General features: G+C 73.6%; 19 protein-coding genes. 5 read left to right on the top strand and 14 right to left on the bottom strand.

Features of this window, described 5'->3' with window-relative positions; genetic code table 11:
- Window positions 1–196: 196 nt before the first annotated feature.
- The 7 genes from pheT to infC form a co-directional block, all read right to left on the bottom strand.
- Window positions 197–2725, bottom strand: coding sequence for a phenylalanine--tRNA ligase subunit beta (gene pheT / locus AB0E05_RS05050; protein WP_361958908.1), 2529 nt, complete (start codon window positions 2723–2725; stop codon window positions 197–199).
- Complete coding sequence (pheS, locus tag AB0E05_RS05045; protein WP_361958905.1) at window positions 2725–3852, bottom strand: phenylalanine--tRNA ligase subunit alpha; 1128 nt, start codon at window positions 3850–3852, stop codon at window positions 2725–2727. Before pheS ends, pheT begins: the two co-directional genes overlap by 1 nt.
- A 297-nt stretch (window positions 3853–4149) precedes the next feature.
- Window positions 4150–5298, bottom strand: a complete 1149-nt coding sequence (locus tag AB0E05_RS05040; protein WP_361958902.1) for an ATP-binding protein — start codon at window positions 5296–5298, stop codon at window positions 4150–4152.
- A 112-nt stretch (window positions 5299–5410) separates the two neighbouring features.
- Window positions 5411–6247, bottom strand: a complete 837-nt coding sequence (locus AB0E05_RS05035; protein ID WP_361958899.1) for an RNA methyltransferase — start codon at window positions 6245–6247, stop codon at window positions 5411–5413.
- A gap of 169 nt (window positions 6248–6416) precedes the next feature.
- The gene (gene rplT / locus AB0E05_RS05030) at window positions 6417–6803 is read right to left on the bottom strand and encodes a 50S ribosomal protein L20 (RefSeq protein WP_361535772.1); all 387 of its coding nucleotides are present in this window, start codon (window positions 6801–6803) and stop codon (window positions 6417–6419) included.
- Between the two features lie 143 nt (window positions 6804–6946).
- The gene (gene rpmI, locus AB0E05_RS05025) at window positions 6947–7141 is read right to left on the bottom strand and encodes a 50S ribosomal protein L35 (RefSeq protein WP_361958895.1); all 195 of its coding nucleotides are present in this window, start codon (window positions 7139–7141) and stop codon (window positions 6947–6949) included.
- A gap of 132 nt (window positions 7142–7273) precedes the next feature.
- Entirely contained in the window at window positions 7274–7960 is a 687-nt protein-coding gene (gene infC / locus AB0E05_RS05020) for a translation initiation factor IF-3 (RefSeq protein WP_361959108.1), read from the bottom strand.
- A 531-nt stretch (window positions 7961–8491) separates the two neighbouring features.
- Between infC and AB0E05_RS05015 the strand changes: the two genes are divergently transcribed.
- Entirely contained in the window at window positions 8492–8872 is a 381-nt protein-coding gene (locus AB0E05_RS05015; RefSeq protein WP_361958892.1) for a DUF1844 domain-containing protein, read from the top strand.
- Window positions 8873–8917: 45 nt separating this feature from the next.
- Here the strand turns inward: AB0E05_RS05015 and AB0E05_RS05010 are convergent, their stop codons facing one another.
- The 3 genes from AB0E05_RS05010 to AB0E05_RS05000 form a co-directional block, all read right to left on the bottom strand.
- Window positions 8918–9652, bottom strand: coding sequence for an SseB family protein (locus AB0E05_RS05010; protein ID WP_361958889.1), 735 nt, complete (start codon window positions 9650–9652; stop codon window positions 8918–8920).
- Window positions 9653–9726: 74 nt separating this feature from the next.
- Window positions 9727–10950, bottom strand: coding sequence for a type VII secretion-associated serine protease mycosin (gene mycP, locus AB0E05_RS05005; RefSeq protein ID WP_361958886.1), 1224 nt, complete (start codon window positions 10948–10950; stop codon window positions 9727–9729).
- Window positions 10947–11828: a hypothetical protein gene (locus AB0E05_RS05000; RefSeq protein WP_361958883.1), complete on the bottom strand. Its 882-nt coding sequence runs from the start codon at window positions 11826–11828 to the stop codon at window positions 10947–10949. The genes mycP and AB0E05_RS05000 overlap by 4 nt, the downstream gene beginning before the upstream one ends.
- 1323 nt (window positions 11829–13151) lie before the next feature.
- Between AB0E05_RS05000 and AB0E05_RS04995 the strand changes: the two genes are divergently transcribed.
- On the top strand, window positions 13152–14354 hold the full coding sequence (locus AB0E05_RS04995) for an amino acid deaminase/aldolase (protein WP_361958880.1): 1203 nt from the start codon (window positions 13152–13154) through the stop codon (window positions 14352–14354).
- A 49-nt stretch (window positions 14355–14403) separates the two neighbouring features.
- Here AB0E05_RS04995 and AB0E05_RS04990 read toward each other — a convergent pair whose 3' ends face one another.
- The 3 genes from AB0E05_RS04990 to AB0E05_RS04980 are packed head-to-tail and all read right to left on the bottom strand — an operon-like array spanning window position 14404 to window position 17996.
- Complete coding sequence (locus AB0E05_RS04990; RefSeq protein ID WP_361958877.1) at window positions 14404–15207, bottom strand: 3-oxoacyl-ACP reductase; 804 nt, start codon at window positions 15205–15207, stop codon at window positions 14404–14406.
- Between the two features lie 6 nt (window positions 15208–15213).
- On the bottom strand, window positions 15214–16581 hold the full coding sequence (locus AB0E05_RS04985; RefSeq protein WP_361958874.1) for an aldehyde dehydrogenase family protein: 1368 nt from the start codon (window positions 16579–16581) through the stop codon (window positions 15214–15216).
- A gap of 50 nt (window positions 16582–16631) precedes the next feature.
- Window positions 16632–17996: a glutamine synthetase family protein gene (locus AB0E05_RS04980; RefSeq protein WP_361958871.1), complete on the bottom strand. Its 1365-nt coding sequence runs from the start codon at window positions 17994–17996 to the stop codon at window positions 16632–16634.
- Between the two features lie 134 nt (window positions 17997–18130).
- Between AB0E05_RS04980 and AB0E05_RS04975 the strand changes: the two genes are divergently transcribed.
- The 3 genes from AB0E05_RS04975 to AB0E05_RS04965 all read left to right on the top strand — a co-directional run bounded on the left by AB0E05_RS04975 (window position 18131) and on the right by AB0E05_RS04965 (window position 21254).
- Window positions 18131–18886, top strand: coding sequence for an FCD domain-containing protein (locus AB0E05_RS04975; protein WP_361959105.1), 756 nt, complete (start codon window positions 18131–18133; stop codon window positions 18884–18886).
- 91 nt (window positions 18887–18977) lie between these two features.
- Window positions 18978–20483: an ethanolamine permease gene (eat, locus tag AB0E05_RS04970; protein ID WP_361958868.1), complete on the top strand. Its 1506-nt coding sequence runs from the start codon at window positions 18978–18980 to the stop codon at window positions 20481–20483.
- 78 nt (window positions 20484–20561) lie between these two features.
- On the top strand, window positions 20562–21254 hold the full coding sequence (locus AB0E05_RS04965) for a gamma-glutamyl-gamma-aminobutyrate hydrolase family protein (RefSeq protein WP_361958866.1): 693 nt from the start codon (window positions 20562–20564) through the stop codon (window positions 21252–21254).
- Between the two features lie 397 nt (window positions 21255–21651).
- On the opposite strand, the gene AB0E05_RS04960 is transcribed toward AB0E05_RS04965, so the two are convergent.
- A complete protein-coding gene (locus AB0E05_RS04960; RefSeq protein WP_361959102.1) occupies window positions 21652–22428 on the bottom strand; it encodes an ABC transporter ATP-binding protein in 777 nt (258 codons plus the stop codon).
- Window positions 22429–22440 lie beyond the last annotated feature (12 nt).

Below are 22440 nucleotides of genomic sequence, written 5' to 3'. Positions count from 1 at the left end.
GGGAACAGCCTCCACCGTTCTCACTCAAATGAGTGAGTATGCCGGTGTGTTGTGACAGTCGTCACAGGGGAGCACGGAGGTGTACCGGGCCGTCGGTGCGGCTCCGTGGCCGAGGGGTGCACCCGGGGTGGGCGGTGCGACGCGGCCCCCGACCGCGCAGGGGCGGTCGGGGGCCTTCTCACGTCAGGCGTCGGCGTCAGGCGCCGCGCAGGGCCGCTCCCGCGTGCTGGGCCGCGCTGGCGACGGCGGCGTCGCGCGCCGCGGTCGCCTCCTCGACGGTGAGGGTGCGGTCGGGGGCGCGGAAGCGCAGGGCGTACGCCAGCGACTTCTTGCCCTCGCCGAGTTGCTCGCCGGTGAAGACGTCGAACAGTCGGATGGACTCCAGCAGTTCACCGGCGCCCAGCCGCAGCGCGTGCTCCACGAAGGCCGCGGGGACGTGGGCGTCGACCACGAGGGCGACGTCCTGGGTGGCGACGGGGAAGGTGGAGATGCGCGGCGCGACCGGCGCGCCTTCGCCCGCCCGGGCCACCAGGTCCAGGTCCAGCTCCATCGCGCTGCTGCGGGCGGGCAGCCCGAACGCCTTGGTGACGCGCGGGTGCAGCTCGCCGGCGTGCCCCACGGAGGTCTTGACCCCGTCGATCACGACGAACAGCTCGGCGCAGCGTCCGGGGTGCCACGGGCCGTACTGGGCCTGCTCGACGGCGAGTTCGGCGCCGGCCTCGCGGGCGACGGTCCGGGCCGCCTGCACCGCGTCGGCCCAGTCCGCCGGGCGTCCCTTGCCCCACCAGCCGGCCTGCTCGCGGGCGCCGGCCAGCACCACGGCGACGTGCCGGGGCTGGTCGGGCAGGGCCGCGTCGAGACCGGCCAGCTCCTCGTCACAGGGGCGGTGGTCGACGCCGAGCGCGGCGGCCCGACGGGGCTCGGCGATCGGGTGGAAGACCAGCCCGGTCTCGAAGAGCGCGAGGTCGTGGCTGCCGCGGCCGTCGTTGCGCCGCAGGGCGCCGAGGAGTCCGGGCAGCAGCGTGGTGCGCAGCGCGGGCTCCTCGTCGGACAGCGGGTTGACGAGGGTGACCAGACGGCGGTTCGGATCGTCCGCGGGCAGGTCGAGGCGGTCCAGCGCGGAGGCGCCGACGAACGGGTAGTTCAGCGCCTCGACGTAGCCTTCGCCCGCGAGCGCGCGCCCGACGCGGCGGTGCAGCCGCTGGCGCTCGGTGAGCCCGCGGCCCGAGGTGGGCCGGGGCAGCCGGGACGGGAGGTTCTCGTACCCCTCCAGCCGGACGACCTCTTCGGCGAGGTCGTTCGGCGCGGCGAGGTCCGGGCGCCACGACGGGACGGTGACGACGAGTTCGTCCTGCCCGTAGACGTCGCAGCCGACCTCCTGGAGGCGGCGGACGACGGTCTCCCGGCCGTAGGCGACGCCGGCGACCTTGTCCGGGTGGTCGGCGCGCATGGTGACCGTGCGGGGGGCGCTGGGCGTGATGACCTGGGTGACGCCGGGCTCGGCGGTGCCGCCGGCGAGCAGCACCAGCAGGTCGACCGTGCGCTGGGCCGCGGCGGCGCCGGCGAGCGGGTCGACGCCGCGCTCGAAGCGCCGGGACGCCTCGGACGAGAGCTTGTGGCGCCGGGCGGTCCTGGCGATGGCGACGGGGTCGAAGTGCGCCGCTTCGACGACGACCTCGGACGTGCCGCGGACCTGGCCGGACTCGGGGTCGACGACGGTGTCGGCGATCTCGGTGTGGGCACCGCCCATGACGCCGGCGAGGCCGATGGGCCCGCGGTCGTCGGTGATGACCAGGTCCTCGGGGTCGAGGACGCGCTGGACGCCGTCGAGGGTGGTGATCTTCTCCCCCGGCTGGGCGCGGCGCACCCCGATCGGTCCCTCGATCAGGGAGCGGTCGTAGGCGTGCAGCGGCTGGCCCAGCTCCAGCATCACGTAGTTCGTGATGTCGACGGCGAGCGAGATGGGGCGCATGCCGGCCTTCTGGAGCCGGCGCTGGAGCCAGATCGGGGAGCGCGCCTCGGGGTTCAGCCCGACGACGGTGCGGGCGGTGAAGCGGTCGCAGCCGACGGGGTCGGCGACCTCGACCGGGTAGCCGTCGGCGTTCGGGCCGGGGACGTCGAGCAGCGCCGGGTCGCGCAGCGGCAGCCCGTACGCGGTGGCGGCCTCGCGGGCGACGCCGCGCAGGGACAGGGCGTAGCCGCGGTCCGGGGTGACGGCGATGTCCAGGACCTCGTCGCGCAGCTCCAGCAGCTGGACGGCGTCCGTGCCGACCTCGTACTCGGGCGGCAGCACGATGATGCCGCCGGAGGCGTCGTCGCCCATGCCGAGTTCGCCGGACGAGCAGATCATGCCGCGGGAGACCCGACCGTACGTCTTGCGCTCGGAGATCTTGAAGCCGCCGGGCAGCTCGGCACCGGGCAGCACGACGACGACCTTGTCGCCGACGGCGAAGTTGCGGGCGCCGCAGATGATCTCCTGCGGCTCGCCCGTGCCGTTGGCGTCCGCGACGTCGACCAGGCAGAACCGGATCGGCTTCTTGAACTCGGTCAGCTCTTCGATCGACAGGACCCGGCCGACGACCAGGGGGCCGGTGAGGCCGGCGCCGAGCTGCTCGACGCTCTCGACCTCCAGACCGGCCGCGATGAGCTTGGCCTGTACGTCACGGCCGGTCGCGGTCGCCGGCAGGTCGACGTACTCCCGCAGCCAGGAAAGCGGGACCCGCATCAGATCTCCATCCCGAAGGGCCGGGTGAACCGGACGTCACCCTCGACCATGTCTCGCATGTCTTCGACGTTGTGGCGGAACATCAGCATCCGCTCGATGCCGAACCCGAAGGCGAATCCGCTGTACTTCTCGGGGTCGACCCCGCAGGCCACCAGGACCTTGGGGTTGACCATGCCGCAGCCGCCGAGTTCGATCCAGCCCTCGCTGGAGCAGGTGCGGCAGGGGCGGTCGGGGTTGCCGACCGACTGGCCGCGGCAGACGTAGCAGACCATGTCCATCTCGGCGGACGGCTCGGTGAAGGGGAAGAAGTTCGGCCGCAGCCGGGTCTTCATGCCCTCGCCGCCGAAGAGCGCCTGGACCATGTGGTCCAGGGTGCCCTTGAGGTCGGCCATGGTCAGGCCCTCGTCGATGGCCAGCAGCTCGACCTGGTGGAAGACGGGGGTGTGGGTGGCGTCCAGCTCGTCGGTGCGGTACACGCGGCCGGGGCAGATCACGTAGACCGGCAGCTCGCGCTGGAGCAGCGAGCGGATCTGCACCGGTGAGGTGTGGGTGCGCAGCACGACGCCGGAGCCGTCCGCCGCCCGGCCCTCGCCGCGGACGAAGAACGTGTCGTGCTCGCCGCGCGCGGGGTGGTCGGGGCCGATGTTCAGCGCGTCGAAGTTGAACCACTCGGCTTCCGCCTCGGGTCCTTCGGCGACCTCGTAGCCCATGGCGACGAAGACGTCCTCGATGCGCTCCGAGAGCGTGGTGATGGGGTGGCGGGCGCCGGCCGGTACGCGGTCGTACGGCAGGGTGACGTCCACCGCCTCCTCGACCAGCACCCGGGCGTCGCGCTCGGCCTCCAGTTCGCCCTGGCGGGCGGCGAGCGCCTTGTTCACCGCGCCGCGGGCCTGGCCGACGCGCTTGCCTGCCTCGGCCTTCGCCTGCGGCGGCAGGGCGCCGATCTCACGGTTGGCGAGGGCGAGGGGCGAGGTGCCCCCGGTGTGCGCGACCTTCGCGTGGGCGAGCGCGTCGAGGTCCGGTGCGGCGGCGAAGGCGGCGAGCGCCTCGTCGCGCATGCGCTCGATCTCTTCCGGTTTCAGTGCCTCGACCTCGACCGGGTCGTACGACTTGTTGGGTGCCGACATCTCTTCCCGTGCTTCCGATTGGCTGATGGGCGCGGCCCCGCTCGACGACGTAGGACGCAAAGGTGCCAAGGGCCGAGTCTAAAGGTCGCGCGGGGCGGGTGTTTCCGGGGTGAGCCCCGGGGCCGGCGAAGGGGCTGCCGGCCGGGCCTGGGGAGTGTCTTCAAAGGAGCGTCGTCCGCCCTTGGGGCGGGCCTGGCGGGTTCTGGTGCGCGCGAACGCGGCGAGGGCGCGCACCAGGGCACGACGGGCAGACGGGACTTTGAGGACACGACCTGGCAGGGGTGGCCCGAGGGCGGCTCAGCTCAGATAAGCGGGAGCGCCGACGGGCAAGGTAAATCGGAACTCGGCGCCGCCGCCGGCGCCGCGGCCGACGGTGATCGTCCCGCCGTGCGCCTCGACGATGCCCTTGACGATGTACAGCCCGAGCCCGGTGCCGCCGCGTTTGCTGCCCCGCCAGAAGCGGGTGAAGACGCGACTCATCGACTCCTCGGGGATGCCGGGTCCTTCGTCGCTCACGGTGACGGCCGTCCCTTCCTGGGGCATCTGATCGTCGGGGTCGTCGGGGTCGCGGTGCGCCGATGCGGGCGCCACGTCAATGGTGACGGTTCCCTCGCCGTGGCGCACCGCGTTTTCCAGCAGGTTGCCGAGGACCTGGTCGATCTTGTCCGGGTCGGCCCACAGGTCGGGCAGCGCGCGCCGGATCCGTACGAAGAAGCGGTCGGGGCTCTGGCCGCTGGCTATGTGGGCCTGGACGTGCCGGGTGACGGCGGCGGCGATGTCGACGGGCTGCCGGCGGACCTCCAGCCGGCCGGAGTCGATCCGGGAGATGTCGAGGAGTTCGGCGATGAGCCGGGTGACGCGGCCGGCGTCGGCGTCGACGGTCTCCAGCATCAGCCGCTTCTGGTCGTCGGTGAACCGCTCCCACTTGGCGAGCAGGGTGGCCGTGAAGCCCTTGACGGAGGTGAGCGGGGAGCGCAGCTCGTGGGCGACGGTGGCGATCAGCTCGGCGTTGCTGCGCTCGTTGCGGCGGCGGGCCTCGGTGCCGCGAATGCTGACGACGAGTCGTCGTATCGGCCCGGTGGGGTGCTTGCGCACGTAGCGGGCGGAGACCAGGACCTCCCGGCCGCCGGGGAGCAGCAGATTGCGCTCGGGCTGTCCCACCCGGGTGGCGAGCCCGCCGTAAGGGTCGGTCAGCGTCCACCAGCGGCGGCCCTTCAGGTCCTCCAGCGGCAGGACCAGGTCTAACGGGAGGCCGATGGCGTCGGCGCGGGGGACGGCCGTGATGCGCACGGCGGCCTCGTTGAAGCAGATCACCCGGCCGTGCTCGTCGGCGACGACGAGCCCGTCGGGGAGGTCGTCCGGGTCGACGGCCAACGCCTCGGGGTTGTTGGAGGCGCACAGGAACGTCCCGTGTGTCTCCGCCAGTCCACTCGTCCCGACACTCATGCCCGTTTCCCCGCCTCTCCGCCTCCGCGGCCCCCCGAGCCCGTCACCCTACTAGCTCAAGGTGACCGCTCGGACCCCCTGCGCTAGTGCGCCCCCTGAGCGACCGGTCCGCTCATCGAGCGCTGCCGGCGCGCTGGGCGCGCGCCGAGGCGTAGAGACATACGGCCGCGGCGGTCGCCAGGTTCAGGCTCTCCGCCTTCCCGTGGATCGGCACCCGGACGACGGCGTCCGCCAGCGCCCTGGTCTCCTCGGGCAGTCCCCACGCCTCGTTGCCGAAGATCCACGCGGTGGGGCCGCCCATGGTGCCCGCGTCCAGCTCGTGGTCGAGGTCCCGGTCCCCGGCGCCGTCCGCGGCCAGGATCCGCACTCCGGCGCCCTTCAGCTCCCGTACGGCCTGCTCGACGGGGACGCCGACGGCGACGGGGAGGTGGAAGTGGGAGCCGACGGACGCCCGGACCGCCTTGGGGTTGTACAGGTCGACGGAGGCGTCCGTGAGGACGACGGCGTCGGCCCCGGCGGCGTCGGCGCAGCGCAGGACGGTGCCGGCGTTCCCGGGGTCGCGCACGTGCGCGAGGACGGCCACGAGCCGGGGCGCGCCGCGCACGACCTCCTCGAACGGCGAGTCGAGGAAGCGGCAGATCCCCACCAGCCCCTGAGGGGTGACCGTGGTGGAGATGTCGGCGATCACGGCTTCGTCCGCGAGGTGCACCCGGGCGCCGGCGTCGCGTGCCGCGCCGACGACGTCCGCGTGCCGCTCGGCGGCGTCCAGGGTGGTGAACAGCTCCACGAGCGTGGCGTCCCCGCCCACCCGGTGCCCGGCGGCCTCCCGCACGGCCTGCGGTCCCTCGGCGAGGAACAGCCGCTCCTTGCCGCGGAAGTTCCGCTTCGCCAGCCGTCGGGCGGCGGCGACGCGCGGCGAGTGCGGGGAGATCAACTCGGGGGCGGCCATGGACTCACTTTCGATAGGTCGCTCGCTGCCGGGAGCGCCGGGGCTGTTCGGGGTGCCGTCCGTACGGGCTCAGGGGCGCGGTGCGCACGGAGCCGGTGCGTGCGGATACGCACGGACCCGCAGGCCACGGGGGCCTGCGGGTCCGGAGGCGGTGAGGATCACGCAGCGATCAGGCCGCGGCCTTCGGCGCGTTCACGTCGGCCGGGAGCGCCTTCTGGGCGACCTCGACCAGCGCGGCGAACGCGTTGGCGTCGTTGACGGCCAGCTCGGCCAGCATCTTGCGGTCCACCTCGATGTTGGCGGCCTTCAGACCCTGGATGAGGCGGTTGTACGTCATGCCGTTCTGGCGGGCAGCGGCATTGATGCGCTGGATCCACAGCTGACGGAAGTCGCCCTTGCGCTTCTTGCGGTCGTTGTAGTTGTAGACCAGCGAGTGGGTGACCTGCTCCTTGGCCTTGCGGTACAGGCGCGAACGCTGTCCGCGGTAGCCGCTGGCCTGCTCCAGGATCGCCCGGCGCTTCTTGTGGGCGTTGACTGCCCGCTTGACGCGTGCCACTTGTTAACTCCTTGTAGCGGGGTCGTGCTCGTGACGGCACGACCCGAATACGAATAGGTCTCCCGGTCCCGGCGTCGTTCCTCCTCGCGTCCGCGTGCGCTGGTGCCGCTGGGGCGTGCGCCGGGCGGAGGCGGGGGACGACGTCACTTGCCGAGAAGCTTCTTGACCTTCTTGGCGTCGCCGGGAGCCATCTCCGCGGTGCCGGTGAGGCGGCGCGTCAGCGTGGACGGCTTGTGCTCCAGCAGGTGGCGCTTGCCGGCGCGCTCACGGAGCACCTTGCCGGAGCCGGTGATCTTGAAGCGCTTCTTGGCACCGCTGTGCGTCTTGTTCTTCGGCATCGCGCCGTATCTCCTCGTCAGTGACGCCCTCCCCGGCGCAGGGCGCAGGGCAGACAAGGGCGTCAGGTCTTCGTTTCGGACCGGGGCCGGGCGTCTGGGGACGAACCCCAGTAACCCTCGGCGACCCCGGGGTCAGCCCTCGGTGGGCTCTTCGGTCGGCGCGCTGGCCTGGGCCTTCGCACCACGGTCGGCCTTGCGTGCGGCCTGGGCCTCACGCGCTTCGGCCATGGCCTCGGTCTTCTTCTTGTGCGGACCGAGCACCATGATCATGTTGCGGCCGTCCTGCTTCGGGTTCGACTCGATGAATCCGAGGTCCTCGACATCGGACGCGAGACGCTGGAGCAGACGGAAGCCAAGCTCGGGGCGGGACTGCTCACGACCACGGAACATGATCGTGATCTTGACCTTGTCACCCTGCTTGAGGAACCGGACGACGTGACCCTTCTTGGTGTCGTAGTCGTGCGGGTCGATCTTCGGCCGGAGCTTCATCTCCTTGATGACCGTGTGCGCCTGGTTCTTGCGCGCCTCACGGGCCTTCATGGCCGACTCGTACTTGAACTTCCCGTAGTCCATGAGCTTGCACACGGGCGGCCGGGCGTTCGCCGCGACCTCGACCAGGTCGAGGTCGTATTCCTGAGCGAGTTCGAGAGCCTTGGCGAGCGGGACGATGCCCACCTGCTCGCCGCTGGGACCGACAAGCCGCACTTCGGGAACGCGAATCCGGTCGTTGATGCGGGGCTCGGCGCTGATGGATCCTCCTCGGTAGCACCGCGCGGCCGACTGGCAGGCAGCCGCGTGACGTCTGTTTGGTAAGACCAACCGCGCAGGAGCACGAAAAATGCCCCGAACGGGACACAGGCGGCAGCTCCTCGAATACCGGAGCACCGCCGCGGGGCCCGCGGGGCGCACTTCGGGCGGCTTCCATCGTCCGTACGGAACGATGGCCACCACCTGACCGGTGACCCGCCGCCCGAGGGGCGGCCAGGTGGGAGATCGGAGCCTCCACTTGTGGGCCGGGCACATGCGTGTCCAGCCGGTCGTCACACAAGGCTAGCAGTTCCGGGCGGAACGGGCTAACCGGTGGCCGGGGCGGCGTGTCCCGGGGCGGGGCTTACGGCCTCACCCACGATGGGCAGTGGGAGAAGGAGCGGTGCCTGGGGCCTTCGGATCCAAGGCGGAGGATGGGGGTACTCCCCCACGGCTACGCGTGGGGGCGCCCCCACCCGGGCCGCCAGGCCCAGGGGGAGAGTGATGGCGGAGCCATCGCGACTGACGACAACGCCGGAGGTGGAGGCCCCAGACGCCGGGACGCCGCTGACCATCGTGGGTGAGGCCGTTAGGGTGGGCGCCATGAGTGACGCGACCCAGTCCCCCGCCCCCGACCCGGCCGGCGAGGCCCCGAACTTCGACGCCATGGCCCGCGACATCGCGGAGGTGCCGGCCGTCGAGGTGATCGTCACGGTCGCGGTGAACCTGATGAGCGCCGCCGCCGTGAAGCTGGGCCTGACGGAGGACGGGGCGGAGCACAAGGACCTCGACGAGGCGCGGAAGCTGGTGCACGCGCTCGCCGGGCTGCTGGACGCGAGCACCACGGAGATCAGCTCCTTCCACGCCGCTCCGCTGCGGGACGGTCTGAAGTCGCTCCAGCTCGCCTTCCGCGAGGCGTCGCTGGTGCCGGACCAGCCGGGGCAGGGCCCGGGCGAGAAGTACACCGGGCTCGTTTACGGCTGACGCCCGTCCCCCGCTTCCCCCGCGCCTGACTGCGCGCGGACGCGGCTAAGCGCGGACGAAGAAGGGCTCGCCCGGAGGGGTGGCACCGGCCGGCAGCACCGCCAGGTCGAGGCCCCGCACCAGGCGGGCCCTCAGTACGTCGTGGCCCGCGATGCCGGAGGCGACCCGGCGGGCCGCCTCGGGCGCCTCGGAGTCGTCCGTCAGCACCAGGGCGAGGGTGCCGTCGGTGTCGCCGCCGCGCAGCAGATGGGCCCGTACGAGCGCGGGCTCGGCCGCCACGACCTGACGCACCGCGTCGGTGACGGCGGGGTCGTCGAGCGGATGGGCGCTGGTGCGCCCCTCGGCGAGCGCCCGGAGCGCGGCGCCGCTCAGCTCGAACGGCACCGGCCCGGCCAGGTCGATGACGAGGGTGTCGGCCTTCTCGTGGGCGACGGCCTGGAGCGCCTGGTGCAGCGGTACGGCGACGGGCCTGGCCTTCGGGTCCCAGCGGGCGAGGGTCTCCATCGAGGTGAACGCGGGCAGCGCACGGCGGTCGCCAGCGGTCAGCGTGGGCACCGCCATGTCGCTGGTCTTCTCGCGCCGCAGCCCGTTCTCGTCCGTCTCGACCTCGCCGAGCACCGCGACGACGGGCACGAGCAGCCGCGCCGCGCCGAGGGCTTCGAGGACCGGGCGGACCGCGGTGCGGTCGTCGGACCAGGCGGTGAGGGCCGCGGCGAGCCGCGGGTCGGCGGTGCCGTCGTCGTCGGAGAAACCGGGGTCCGGGATGTTCTTGAGCGCCACGGGTCGAGCCTAGTTCCCGGGGTGCCCGGTGCCGGCGGCGGGGGCGGCCCCGGCCGGGTGCGTACGGGCGGGGGTCAGCCCTCGCTGCGGGGGTGGGCGCCGCGCCACAGCACGATCGCGACGGCGAGGACGAGCGCCCCGACGCCGCCGACCACCGGCGCGAGCCAGCCGGACGACTCCTTCGGGGGCGCGGTTTCCTGCGGGCCCCGGCCGAAGTACTGCTTGGCGTAGCCGGCGGTGGCGGCCTTGGGGTCGCCGGGACGGATCTTCTCCCCCTGGCGGATGGCGGCGGCCGGGTCGACCATGCCGTAGCCCCGCGCGTCGTCCCGGCCCTGCTCGGGGCGTTCCTGGGCGGTGTCGATCAGGAGTTGCTTGACCTGGGCGGGGGTGAGGTCGGGGTGGGCCGCGAGGACGAGCGCGACGGCGCCGGAGACGAAGGCGGCGGCGGCGCTGGTGCCCCAGCCCTCGTAGTACTTGCGGTCGGGGTCCGGTATCACGATGTCGACGCCGGGTGCGTTGACGGTGGCGTACCAGCGGCGGGTGGAGAACGCGGCGCGGCTGCCGTACCGGTCGACGGCGGTGACGGCGATCACGCCGGGGTAGGCGGCGGGGTAGGAGACCCGGTCGCCCTTCTCGCCGCCGTTGCCGGCGGAGGCGACGACGACGGCGCCCTTGGCGAGCGCGTACTGGACGGCCGCGTCCTCGCCCGGCTCGGGGTGCGCGGACTCGCTGTCGTCGCCGAGGGAGAGGTTGATGACGTCGGCGCCCTGGTCGGCGGCCCAGCGGATGCCCTGGGCGAGGGCGCTGCCGCGCGACTTGCGGGCCTTGTCACGGGCCGGGTCGGTGCCTTCGAGGATCACCCGGACCGGGAGGATCCGGGCCTCGGGGGCGATGCCGATGACGCCGGCTTCGTTGTCCCAGCCCCGGCCGTGGGCGGCGATGATGCCGGCCATCGCGGTGCCGTGGCGGGCCCAGGCGCGGTCGCCGCGGGCGGCTCCGAAGCCGATGAAGTCCTTGCCGGGCAGGACGTTGTCGCCGAGGTCGGGGTGTTCGTCGTCGACGCCGGTGTCCAGGACGGCGACGGTGACGCCCTTGCCCTTGGTGGTGCGCCACGCGTCCGCGGTGTTGAGGGCTTCCAGGCCCCACTGCTGGGCCCGGATGCCGTCGGCGCGGGCGGGGACGGCGGGCAGGAGGGCGAAGGCGGTGGCCGCGAGCAGGGCGCCGGCGCGGTGGCGGCGCCGGCGGGCCGGGTGCTGCGGCTTCGACGGGCGCTTGGTCAGGCGCTTCGACGGCGTCATTTCGGTGGCTCCGAGGGCGGGTTGAGCGCGGACTTCAGTGCGCGCTCGACGCCGGCCGCGACGCCGGTCGCCTCGTGGCCGAGGCCCGCCTGCGCGGGGGCGGTCGTCGATGCGCGGTCCCGGGCCTCGGCGGCGGGCTCGGGGTCGTCGATGACGCGTCCGTCCGCGAAGCCGGAGACGGCGTACACCACGACGGGCGCGTCGACGAGGACCTTCACCGTCCAACTGGCCCGCTGCGGGTCGCCGAAGCGGGCGGCGACGGTGCCGGGCGCGGTGTACGCGGGCGGCATCAGGTCGGCGCGCTCGTCGAGCTTCTGCCCGTCGAAGCGCCGGGACAGGGAGACCATCGCGTGGTCGTCCTCTTCGGTGAACACCATGCCGACGGTGGTCACGTTCGTGGCGGTGGCGTCGGTGTACGTGGCCCGCACGACCCGGGCGCAGCCGACGGGCTCCAGGGTGGCGGCGAGCCCGGGGCCGAGCGCGGTGGCGCAGTCGGCGTCGGGCGCCACGGCTATCCGGCTCCACGACCGGTCGGCCTTGCCGGGGCCGGCGCCCTTGCCCTGGATCGTCCGGGGGAAGAGGCTGTCGACCGGTGCGTTGTGCCACAGGCCGTGCCCGCGGGCGTACGCGGACGCCTCCGCGGTGCTGGCACCGGCGCCGCCGGTCAGTGCGCCGGCGGTGACCGCGCCCCCGATCAGCCCGAGCCCGAGCACCCCGCAGACCACGGCGACCACGGCCCGCGGCGACCGCCGCGCCGGCACGGGCCGCAGCCGCGTCGTCACTTCCGCGGGCGCTTCCGGAGCACCCCAGTGCGGCTGCGGGGGGACGGGCCGCAACCGCGCGGTGGCCTCGCCGGCCGCGGGCGGACGCCCGGGCACGGGAGGCACGGCGGGAGGCCGCGGCGCCCACGTCGGGGCGGCGGGCGGTGCGGGTCGCTGCGGAGCGGACGGGCCCGCGGCCCCAGGTGCGGTACGCGCAGGCGGGACGGAAGGAGCCGGCCGTACGGGCGAGGCAGGCCGGCCCGCGGCGGTTGCGTCCGCCGCAGCGCGCGCGGGAGGCGCGGACCGCGGCATGGGCACCGACGGAGCCCCTGGCTCAGGTGGCGGCGTCTGCCGTGGCGCCGAACGCGGCGGGGACACCGGAGGAAGCGTTCCCGCACGCTCCGAGGGCGCGGACGGCGCCTTGCGCGGCGCGGTTGCCGGGGCGGGTCCCGTCGGAGCCGGGGGAAGCGTTCCCGCAGGCTCAACCGGCGTCGCGGGCCGGCCCGAAGCATGCGGCGCGCTGGCGGAAGGCTTCGTACCCCCGGCCGAAGCCGACGCGCGCGGGGCGGCGGACGGCGCCGTACGCGGCGGCGCAGCCGGGTTCGGCGCTGCCGGAACACCCCCGGAGGGTGCCGTCGGAGGCCGCGACGGCGCAGCCGGGACGCCGGATGCCGCGGGAGGCGTCGCCGGAGCGCTGGCAGAGGGCTTGGAGCCCCCGCCGGAAGCCTGAGCGGACGTGCCCGAACCGCCGGACACCGCAGGTGCTGCTGGAGCGCCGGCAGAAGGCTCCGTGCCCCCGGCAGGGGCCGGACCAGCAGGCCGCGACGGCGAGGGCGGCGCGGTAGACGGCTTCGTGTCCCCGTTGGGGGCCGAAGGCGGACGCGGCGGCGCAGCCGGTGCTCCGGCGGAGGGGGCCGGCTCTGCCGCAGGAGCCGAGGCCGCGGGGCGTCGCGGCGCGGGTGGGGGAAGCGTTCCCGCAGGGGGTTGCGTGCGGGCGGGCTTCGGGGGGTCCTGGCGGAGTTTGCGGGTGTCTTCGTCCTTCGGGGGCGGCGGGGCCGCGCTGCCGTCCGGGCCCGTGCGCAGCGAGAGCGTGGGGCGGGGCGGGCGGCGGGCCGAGCGCGCCGTGGGGGCGCCCGACGTGCCTGTCGGGAGGGCGTCGTCGGGGGGCACCAGGGAGGCGATGTTCGAAGGGCGGGGCGGTGGCGGCGGTGCGTCGTCCCGGCGGCGCGGGGAGCCGGGTTCTTCCGTGCTCATGCCGCCCCCCATGTGTCTTCCCCGTACAGCAGTCGGATCGCCCCTCGTAGCAGGCGTGTTCGTCGCCGCGTCAGCGTCACTCTACGGGGTGTCGCGGCCCCCACGGCACCGAGACCGCGGCTCCACGAGGGATCTGCCCAAAACGTCCCCCTACCCTGCGGTAATCACGTCTGGCAAGCTCGGTCCATGACGCCCCGTTCCGCTGACCGGGCCCGCTACGACCGGGCCACCGCCGCTCTGGAAGCTCCGTTCGCCGTCGTCGATCTCGCGGCGTTCGATGCGAACGCGGCGGACCTGGTGTGCCGGGCCGGTGGGAAACCGGTGCGGCTCGCCACCAAGTCGGTGCGGGCGCGGGGGCTGCTGGAGCGGGCGCTCGCCGTGGAGGGTTTCGCGGGGCTGATGTCGTTCACGCTCGCGGAGTCGCTGTGGCTCGCGCGGGCCGGGTTCGACGACGTCCTGTTGGCGTACCCGTCGGTGGACCGGGCCGGTTACGCGGAGCTGGCGGCCGATCCCAAGTTGGCGGCGGCCGTGACGGTGATGGTGGACGACCCGGCGCAGTTGGAGCTGATCGACCGGGCGCGGGCCGGCGGCAGGGAGGAGGTCCGGGTCTGTCTGGAGCTGGACACCGCGCTGCGGCTGCTGGGCGGGCGGGTGCGGATCGGAGCGCGCCGGTCGCCGCTGCGGGAGCCGGCGCAGCTGGCCGAGTTGGCCCGGTCGGTGGTGCGTCGGCCCGGGTTCCGGCTGGTGGGGCTGATGGCGTACGAGGGGCACGTGGCGGGTGTCGGGGACGCCGTGGAGGGCTATCCGCTGCTGTCCCGGGGCATCCGGCTGATGCAGCGCACGGCGCGGGCGCAGCTCGCGGTGCACCGGGCGGAGGCGGTGCGGGCGGTGCGGGCGGTCGCACCGGACCTGGAGTTCGTCAACGGCGGCGGCACCGGCAGCGTGCAGCACACGGCCGGCGAGGGCGCGGTGACCGAGGTCGCGGCGGGCTCCGGGCTGTACGTGCCGCGGCTGTTCGACCACTACACGTCGTTCACGGGCCGGCCGGCCGCGCTCTTCGCGCTGCCGGTGGTGCGCAGGCCGGGGGTGGGTTCGGTGACGGTGCTCGGCGGCGGTTACGCGGCGTCGGGGCCGGCGGGCAAGGACCGGCTGCCGGAGCCGTACCTGCCGCAGGGCCTGCGGTACGACCCCCAGGAGGGCGCGGGCGAGGTGCAGACGCCGCTGCTCGGCTCGGTCGCGGACGACCTGCTGATCGGCGACCGGGTGTGGTTCCGGCACGCGAAGGCCGGGGAGCTGTGCGAACGGTTCGACGTGCTGCACCTGGTCGAGGACGACCGGGTGGTGGGGTCGGTGCCGACGTACCGGGGCGAGGGCCGGACGTTCCTGTGACCGCCGGCCCTCCGGGTCCCCTGGTGCTCTGGTCCACTGGTCCGCGGGCCTACAGCGGGGTGACGTACGCCCCGCTGATGCCGCCGTCCACCAGGAAGTCGGTGGCGTTCACGAACGAGGAGTCGTCGCTGGCCAGGAAGGCGACCGCGGCGGCGATCTCGTTCGCCTCGGCGAACCGGCCGACGGGGATGTGCACCAGGCGGCGGGCGGCCCGCTCGGGGTCCTTGGCGAACAGTTCCTGGAGCAGCGGGGTGTTCACGGGGCCCGGACAGAGCGCGTTGACGCGGATGCCCTCGCGGGCGAACTGCACGCCGAGTTCGCGGGACATCGCGAGCACGCCGCCCTTGGACGCCGTGTACGAGATCTGGGAGGTGGCGGCTCCCATGATCGCGACGAAGGACGCGGTGTTGATGATGGAGCCGCGGCCCTGGCGCTGCATGTAGGGGATGGCGGCCTTGCAGCACAGGTAGACGGAGGTGAGGTTGACGTCCTGGACGCGCCTCCAGGCGTCGAGGCCGGTGGTGAGGATGGAGTCGTCGTCGGGCGGGGAGATGCCCGCGTTGTTGAAGGCGACGTCGACGGAGCCGTAGGTGTCGTACGCGGTGCGGAACAGCGCCTCGACCTGGTCGGCGTCGGTGACGTCGACCTGGACGAAGGTGCCGCCGACGGCTTCGGCCGCGGCCTTGCCGGCGGTCGCGTCGACGTCGCCGCACACGACGCGGGCGCCTTCGGAGGCCAGCCGTCGGGCGGTGGCCAGGCCGATGCCGCTGCCGGCGCCGGTGATGACCGCGGTGCGGCCCACCAGTCGGCGGCAGACGGGCTCGGTGTCGGTGCTGGTGCGGGGCTCGGTCATGGGTGCTCAGACCTCCGTGCTGAAAAAGACGTTCTTGGTCTCGGTGAAGGCGGTGAGGGCGTCGGGGCCGAGTTCGCGGCCGAGACCGGATTGCCGGTAGCCGCCGAACGGGGTCGCGTAGCGGACGCTGGAGTGGGAGTTGACGGAGAGGTTGCCGGCCCGCACGGCGCGCGAGACGCGGATGGCGCGCCCCACGTCGCGGGTCCACAGGGAGCCGGAGAGTCCGTAAGGGGTGTCGTTGGCCAGGCGGATCGCGTCGGCCTCGTCCTCGAAGGGGAGGACGACGGCGACGGGTCCGAAGACCTCCTCGCGGGCGGCGGGCGCGTCCGGTGCGATGCCGGTCAGGACCGTGGGCGGGTACCAGAAGCCGGGTCCTTCCGGGGCGGTGCCGCGGATGCCGGGGAGGCCCTCGGGGACGTAAGAGCGGACCCGGTCGAGGTGGGCGCGGGAGATCAACGGGCCCATGGCGGTGGCCTCGTCGGCGGGGTCGCCGACGACGACGGACGCGATCGCGGGCGCCAGCAGCTCCAGGAAGCGGTCGTGGACGGAGCGCTGCACCAGGATGCGGGTGCGGGCGCAGCAGTCCTGGCCGCTGTTGTCGAGGAAGGACATGGGGGTGGCGGCGACGGCGGCTTCGAGGTCGGCGTCGGCGAAGACCACGTTGGGGCTCTTGCCGCCGAGTTCGAGGGTGACGCGCTTCACGCCGTCGGCGCACGCGGCCATGATGGACTTGCCGACCCGGGTGGAGCCGGTGAAGACGATCTTGGCGACGCCGGGGTGTTCGACGAGGGCGTGGCCGGTGACGTCGCCGGCGCCGGGCAGGACCTGGAAGAGGTGTTCCGGCAGACCCGCCTCCAGGGCGAGTTCGGCCAGGCGCAGCGCGGTCAGCGGGGTGGTCTCGGCCGGTTTGAGCAGGACCGCGTTGCCGGCGGCGAGGGCGGGCGCGGTGCCCCAGGCGGCGATGGGCATGGGGAAGTTCCAGGGCGCGATCACGCCGACGACGCCGAGGGGTTCGAGGAGGGTGACGTCCAGGCCGCCGGCGACCGGGATCTGTCGGCCGGTCAGCCGCTCCACTCCCCCGGCGGCGTAGTCGAGGAGGTCGCGGACGTTGCCGGCCTCCCAGCGGGCGTTGCCGATGGGGTGGCCGGCTTCCCGGACCTCCAGTCGGGCCAGCTCTTCGACGTGGTCGTCCACGACGGCGGCGAAACGGCGCAGGAGTCGGGCCCGGTCGGCGGGGGCGCCCCGGGACCAGCTCCGTTGGGCTGCTGCGGCGCGGGCCACGGCGGCGTCGACCTCGGCGGGCGGGGTCGCTCGGACCCGCTCGACGAGGTCGCCCGTGGCGGGGTTCAGTACGTCGTGGTGCTCGGGGGGCACGGCGTTCCTCTCGGGTGCGGGCGGCGCGGGCCGGGCGGGCGGCGCAGCGGTCACAGGCGTTCGAAGGAGCGGCGCAGCTCCCAGTCGGTGACGGCGGCGTCGAAGGCGGCGAGTTCGACGCGGGCCATGTTCAGGTAGTGCGCGACGACCTCGTCGCCGAAGGCGGCCTTGGCGATGACGCTGGTCTCCCACAGCTCGGCGGCTTCGCGCAGCGTGGTGGGGACCCGGGCGTGGCCGGCCGCGTACGCGTTGCCGGTGCAGGCTTCGGGCAGCTCCAGCTCCTGCTCGACGCCGTACAGCCCGGCGGCGACGAGTCCGGCGACGGCCAGGTGGGGGTTGACGTCGCCGCCGGGGAGCCGGTTCTCGAACCGCATCGAGCGGCCGTGGCCGACGACCCGGAGCGCACAGGTGCGGTTGTCGTGGCCCCAGGCCACCGCGGTCGGTGCGAACGAGCCGGGCTGGAAGCGCTTGTAGGAGTTGATGTTGGGCGCGTACAGCAGGCTGAACTCGCGCAGGGCGACGAGCTGTCCGGCGAGGAAGTGGCGCATCACCGGCGACATGCCGCCGGGGCCGTCGCCCGCCATGACGTTGGTGCCGTCGGCGTCGGCGAGCGAGAGGTGGATGTGGCAGGAGTTGCCCTCGCGCTCGTTGTACTTGGCCATGAAGGTCAGCGAGCAGCCCTGTTGGGCGGCGATCTCCTTGGCGCCGGTCTTGTAGACGGCGTGCTGGTCGCAGGTGACGAGGGCGTCGTCGTAGCGGAAGGCGATCTCGTGCTGGCCGGGGTTGCACTCCCCCTTGGCGGACTCCACGGTCAGCCCGGCCGCGGTCATCTCGTTGCGGATGCGGCGCAGCAGGGGCTCGATGCGGCCGGTGCCGAGGACGGAGTAGTCGACGTTGTACTGGTTGGCGGGGGTCAGGTCGCGGTAGTCGCGGTCCCACGCCTGTTCGTAGGTGTCCTTGAAGACGATGAACTCCAGCTCGGTGCCCACGTTCGCGCGCCAGCCGCGCTCGGCGAGGCGGTCGAGCTGGCGGCGCAGGATCTGCCGGGGGGCCGCGACGACGGGGGCGCCGTCGTGCCAGGCGAGGTCGGCGATCAGCAGGGCGGTGCCCTCGTTCCAGGGCACCCGGCGCAGGGTGTCGAGGTCGGGGCGCATGGCGAAGTCGCCGTATCCGCGGTCCCAGGAGGCCATGGCGTAGCCGTCGACGGTGTTCATCTCGGGGTCGACGGCGAGGAGGTAGTTGCAGCCTTCGGTGCCGTGCTCCACCACCTCGTCCAGGAAGAACCGGGCAGCGAACCGCTTGCCCTGGAGCCGCCCCTGCATGTCGGGGAAGGCGAGCACCACGGTGTCGATCTCGCCGCTCTCGACGAGGGCACGCAGCTCCGTCAGCGGTAGCGGGGGCTTGCGGTCTGCCACGGGATCACGCCTCCTAGGGTCAGCCGGGGGCCGGCCGCACCGGCCGGGAGCCATAAGGTATTGCCGAAGACCATTGCTTGGGAAGAGGATTCGTCCACGTGGCGAAGACGAGTGGGATGGGCGGGGCCGACGGGATGGGCGGGACGAGCGGTACGGATACGAGCGGCGGACCGGAGGCCGGCGGGGACCGGCTGACCCCGGTGCTGCGGCCCGTGCACGCGGGCAACGGCTTCGAGGGGGCGCTGGAGCAGATCCTGCAACTGCTGCGGCTCGGCCTGGTGCCGACCGGGGAGCGGCTGCCCGCGGAGCGCGAGTTGGCCGAGCGGATGGGCATCAGCCGGGTCACCCTGCGCGAGGTGCTGAAGGTGCTCACCGACCAGGGGTTGGTGGAGAGCCGGCGCGGCCGGTACGGCGGGACGTTCGTCCTGCCCCGGCCCGACGCCCGCGGCGAGGACGAACTGCGGCGCCGGCTGACGGGGGTGGACGTGGAGGACACCCTGCGCTTCCGCGAGGTCCTGGAGGTGGGGGCGGCCGGGCTGTGCGCGGCGCACAACCTCGACGAGACGGGTGCGCGCCGGCTGCGGGACGCGCTCGCGGCGACCCATGACGCCCCCCTGGAGCAGTACCGGCGCCATGACACGCTCTTCCACCTCACCCTCGCCGAACTGTCCGGCTCCCCGTCGCTGACCAAGCAGTACGCGGGCGTCCGGGCCACCCTCAACGACCTGTTGGACTGCATTCCGCTGCTGGTGCGCAACCTGGAGCACTCGCAGCAGCAGCACAGCGCGGTGGTGGACGCGGTGCTGGAGGGGGACGCGGACGGTGCGCGCGAGGTGATGCGGGAGCACTGCGAGGGGACGGCGGCGCTGCTGCGGGGCTTCTTGGCGTGACGCCGGGCCGGTTGCTGCACGGGGCTTGCGCAGATCCGTCCCGTACCGCAAAGGTGTCGCCCTAAACCTTTGCACGCCGGGAGTGTGAGCCATGGCTGAAGGCACCAGAGAGACGTCTGCGTATCCCGAGCATCCCGACAGCCCGGAGCCGAAGCTCCGCGCAGGGCAGTCGGACCCGTCGGCCCGGACGGACGACGCGTACATGAGACGGCGGATGCTCCGCCAGGGCAGTGCGGGGTGGCTGCTGCTCACCGGGCTGGGCGTGGCCTACGTCGTCTCGGGCGACTTCTCCGGCTGGAACATCGGCCTGTCGGAGGGCGGCTTCGGCGGGCTGGCGATCGCGACCCTGCTGATGGGCGTGATGTACGCCTGTCTGGTCTTCTCCCTCGCCGAACTCTCCGCGATCCTGCCCACCGCGGGCGGCGGCTACGGCTTCGCCCGGCGCGCCCTCGGCACCTGGGGCGGCTTCCTGACGGGCACGGCCATCCTGATCGAGTACGTCCTCGCGCCCGCCGCGATCTCCATCTTCATCGGTGACTACGTGGAGTCGCTCGGGCTGTTCGGCCTGGAGGCCGGCTGGCCGATCTCCCTCGCCTGCTTCGTCGTCTTCATCGGGATCCACCTGTGGGGCGTGGGCGAAGCGCTGCGCTTCAGCCTGGTGGTCACCGCGATCGCGGTGGCGGCGCTGCTGGTCTTCGCGGTCGGGGCGTTCACCGACTTCGACGCGGGCCGCCTCAACGACATCCCCGTCGACGAGAGCGCGTTCGGCTCGGGGTCGTGGCTGCCGTACGGGCTGCTCGGGATCTGGGCGGCGTTCCCCTTCGGGATGTGGTTCTTCCTCGGCGTGGAGGGCGTGCCGCTGGCGGCGGAGGAAGCGAAGGACCCCGTGCGCTCGATGCCGAAGGCGCTGGCGATCGCGATGGGCGTGCTGGTGCTGCTGGCCGTGTTGACCTTCTTCGCGGCGACCGGGGCGCGCGGCTCGGCCGCGATCCAGGAGGCGGGGAACCCGCTGGTCGTCGCGTTGGAGGGGGACGGTGACCCCACCGCGCTCAGCCGGTTCGTCAACTACGCGGGGCTCGCCGGCCTGGTGGCCTCCTTCTTCTCCCTGATCTACGCCGGCTCGCGACAGCTCTTCGCGCTCTCCCGCGCCGGTTACCTGCCCCGGTTCCTCTCGCTCACCAGCCGGCGCAAGTCGCCGTACCTGGGGCTGCTGATCCCCGGGGCGATCGGCTTCGCACTCGCCGCGTCCACCGGGAACGGGGCGCGGATGCTGAACATCGCGGTGTTCGGGGCGACGATCAGCTACGCGCTGATGGCGCTGTCCCACATCGTGCTGCGGCGCCGCGAGCCGCGGCTGCACCGCCCGTACCGCACGCCCGGCGGCACGTTCACCTCGTCGGTGGCGTTCGTGCTGGCGCTGTCCGCGCTGGTGGCGACGTTCCTGGTGGACCAGGAGGCGGCGTTCATCGCGCTCGGGGTGTATGTCGTGGCCCTCGCGTACTTCGCGATCTACTCTCGCCACCGACTGGTGGCGAAGGCTCCGGAGGAGGAGTTCGCCGCGTTGGCGGCGGCGGAGGCGGAGTTGGAACGGGGCTGACGGGCCCGGGGCGGCCCGGCCGGACCCTCGGGCCGTGCCGTCAGTGCACGTACGCGTACGAATTCGAACGGAGCCGTCATGTCCAAGCCGCTGATCGGCGTCACGACCTACGTCAACCCGGCCGCCTGGGGCGTGTGGAAGATGCCCGCAGCGCTGCTGCCGGCCGCGTATCCCGCCCTCGTCCAGGCGTCCGGCGGCCTCGCGGCGATGCTGCCGCCGGACTCCGACGCGGCGTCCGCGCGGGCGCTGGTGGCCCGGCTGGACGGCCTGGTCATCGCGGGCGGCGCGGACATCGAGCCGGTGCGGTACGGCAGCGAACCGGACCCGCGCACGGGGCCGCCGGCGCGCGACCGCGACGCCTGGGAACTGCCGCTCGTCCATGCGGCGCTGGAGGCGGGCCTGCCGTTGCTCGGCATCTGCCGGGGCATGCAGATGCTGAACGTCGCCCTCGGCGGCACGCTCGTCCAGCACATCGACGGTCACACCGGCGGGGTGGGCGTCTTCGGCCGGCACCGGGTCCACCCCGTGCCCGGCACCCGCTACGGCGACCTGGCCCCCGAGCCGACGGTCGTCCCCACCTACCACCACCAGGCGGTCGACCGCCTGGCCGACGCCCTCATCACCAGCGCCCACGCCGACGACGGCACGGTGGAGGCGGTGGAGTTGCCCGGGGCCGCGTGGGTGTTGGGCGTGCAGTGGCACCCGGAGATGGGCGAGGACGAACGGGTGATGCGAGCGCTGATCCAAGCGGCGAGCGGCACGCGGCCCTGACGACCAGCCCCCGCTAGCGCCCCTACCGCGGGCGCGCTGCGCCTCGCGCCTGACACCGCCGCCATTGCCCTGCGGGCGCGCTGGTCTCTGCGGGTGCGTTGTGGTTGTTCGCGCAGTTCCCCGCCCCTCAAACCCCCGCCGTAGCCCCGCGGGCACGTTAGTCCCTGCGGGTGCGTTGTGGTTGCTCACGCAGTTCCGCCCCCTATGCCCAGAGGGGGCGGGGTACCCAGCGCCCGGGCGTACTGGAGCGCGGGGCTCTGCGCCCGCAGGGCGTGGGCTTTCAGGGGCGCTGGGGGTCCCCCCACGCCCTCTGGGCACAGGGGGCGGAACTGCGCGACCAGCCAACGCACGAGGGACGCGCGGAACCGCGTGAACGGTCCGTCACCAGGTCGCTCCGTCAGCGCGGCGAATCCGCCGCGCGCGGGGGGAGTTGGGGGACGCTGGCGATCAGGCGGCGGGTGTAGGGGTGGGTCGGGGCGCCCAGGACCGTGGGGGTGGGGGCGTCCTCCACCACGCGGCCCTTCTCCAGGACCGCCGTGCGGTCGCAGAGCGCCGCGACCACGGAGAGGTCGTGGGAGACCATCACCAGGGCCAGGCCGCGCTCCTCGCGCAGTTCGTCAAGGAGGTCCACGACCTTGACCCGGGTCGTGACGTCCAGCGCGCTGACGGGCTCGTCGGCCAGCAGCACCCGCGGATCGCAGACCGTCGCGCGGGCGATCGCGATCCGTTGGCGCTGGCCGCCGGAGAACTCGTGCGGGTAGCGCTCCGCCGCGTCCGCCGGCAGACCGACCGCGGTCAGCGCCGCGGCCACCTTGGGCCCGGCCGTGCGGCGGGTGTCCAGGCCGAGGGAGCGCAGCGGTTCGGCGACGGTGTGCCCGATGCGTCGGCGCGGGTCGAGCGAGGAGTACGGGTCCTGGAAGGCGCACTGCACGCTGCGCCTGAAGCGGCGCATCAGCGCGCGGTCGCCCGGCCGCAGTTCCGCGCCGTCGAAGCGGACCGTGCCTTCGGTGGGCCGGGCCAGCCCGAGCAGCAGGCGCAGGAGCGTGGTCTTGCCCGTACCGGACTCGCCGACGAGGGCGAGGCTCTCGCCGGCGCCGACGGACAGGGAGACGTCGGTGACGACCGGGGCACTGCTCCCCCGGTACGCGTAGGAGACGCCGTCCAGGGCCAGCAGGGGCGCCGTGGT

This window comes from Streptomyces sp. NPDC048057, from assembly GCF_040653095.1.
Taxonomy (GTDB): Bacteria; Actinomycetota; Actinomycetes; order Streptomycetales; family Streptomycetaceae; genus Streptomyces.
The sequence above is the reverse complement of the archived record's forward strand: the minus strand, read 5'-3'. Positions and strand labels throughout refer to the sequence as shown.

Excerpts from the sequence above, each read along its gene's own strand:
- AB0E05_RS04965 (WP_361958866.1), top strand. The coding sequence starts at position 20,562 with ATGTCCAAGCCGCTGATCGGCGTCACGACCTACGTCAACCCGGCCGCC.
- AB0E05_RS05015 (WP_361958892.1), top strand. The coding sequence starts at position 8,492 with ATGAGTGACGCGACCCAGTCCCCCGCCCCCGACCCGGCCGGCGAGGCC.
- rpmI (WP_361958895.1), bottom strand. The coding sequence starts at position 7,141 with ATGCCGAAGAACAAGACGCACAGCGGTGCCAAGAAGCGCTTCAAGATC.
- eat (WP_361958868.1), top strand. The coding sequence starts at position 18,978 with ATGGCTGAAGGCACCAGAGAGACGTCTGCGTATCCCGAGCATCCCGAC.
- AB0E05_RS05040 (WP_361958902.1), bottom strand. The coding sequence starts at position 5,298 with ATGAGTGTCGGGACGAGTGGACTGGCGGAGACACACGGGACGTTCCTG.
- pheT (WP_361958908.1), bottom strand. The coding sequence starts at position 2,725 with ATGCGGGTCCCGCTTTCCTGGCTGCGGGAGTACGTCGACCTGCCGGCG.
- AB0E05_RS04995 (WP_361958880.1), top strand. The coding sequence starts at position 13,152 with ATGACGCCCCGTTCCGCTGACCGGGCCCGCTACGACCGGGCCACCGCC.
- AB0E05_RS05035 (WP_361958899.1), bottom strand. The coding sequence starts at position 6,247 with ATGGCCGCCCCCGAGTTGATCTCCCCGCACTCGCCGCGCGTCGCCGCC.
- AB0E05_RS04990 (WP_361958877.1), bottom strand. The coding sequence starts at position 15,207 with ATGACCGAGCCCCGCACCAGCACCGACACCGAGCCCGTCTGCCGCCGA.
- mycP (WP_361958886.1), bottom strand. The coding sequence starts at position 10,950 with ATGACGCCGTCGAAGCGCCTGACCAAGCGCCCGTCGAAGCCGCAGCAC.
- pheS (WP_361958905.1), bottom strand. The coding sequence starts at position 3,852 with ATGTCGGCACCCAACAAGTCGTACGACCCGGTCGAGGTCGAGGCACTG.
- AB0E05_RS04975 (WP_361959105.1), top strand. The coding sequence starts at position 18,131 with ATGGGCGGGACGAGCGGTACGGATACGAGCGGCGGACCGGAGGCCGGC.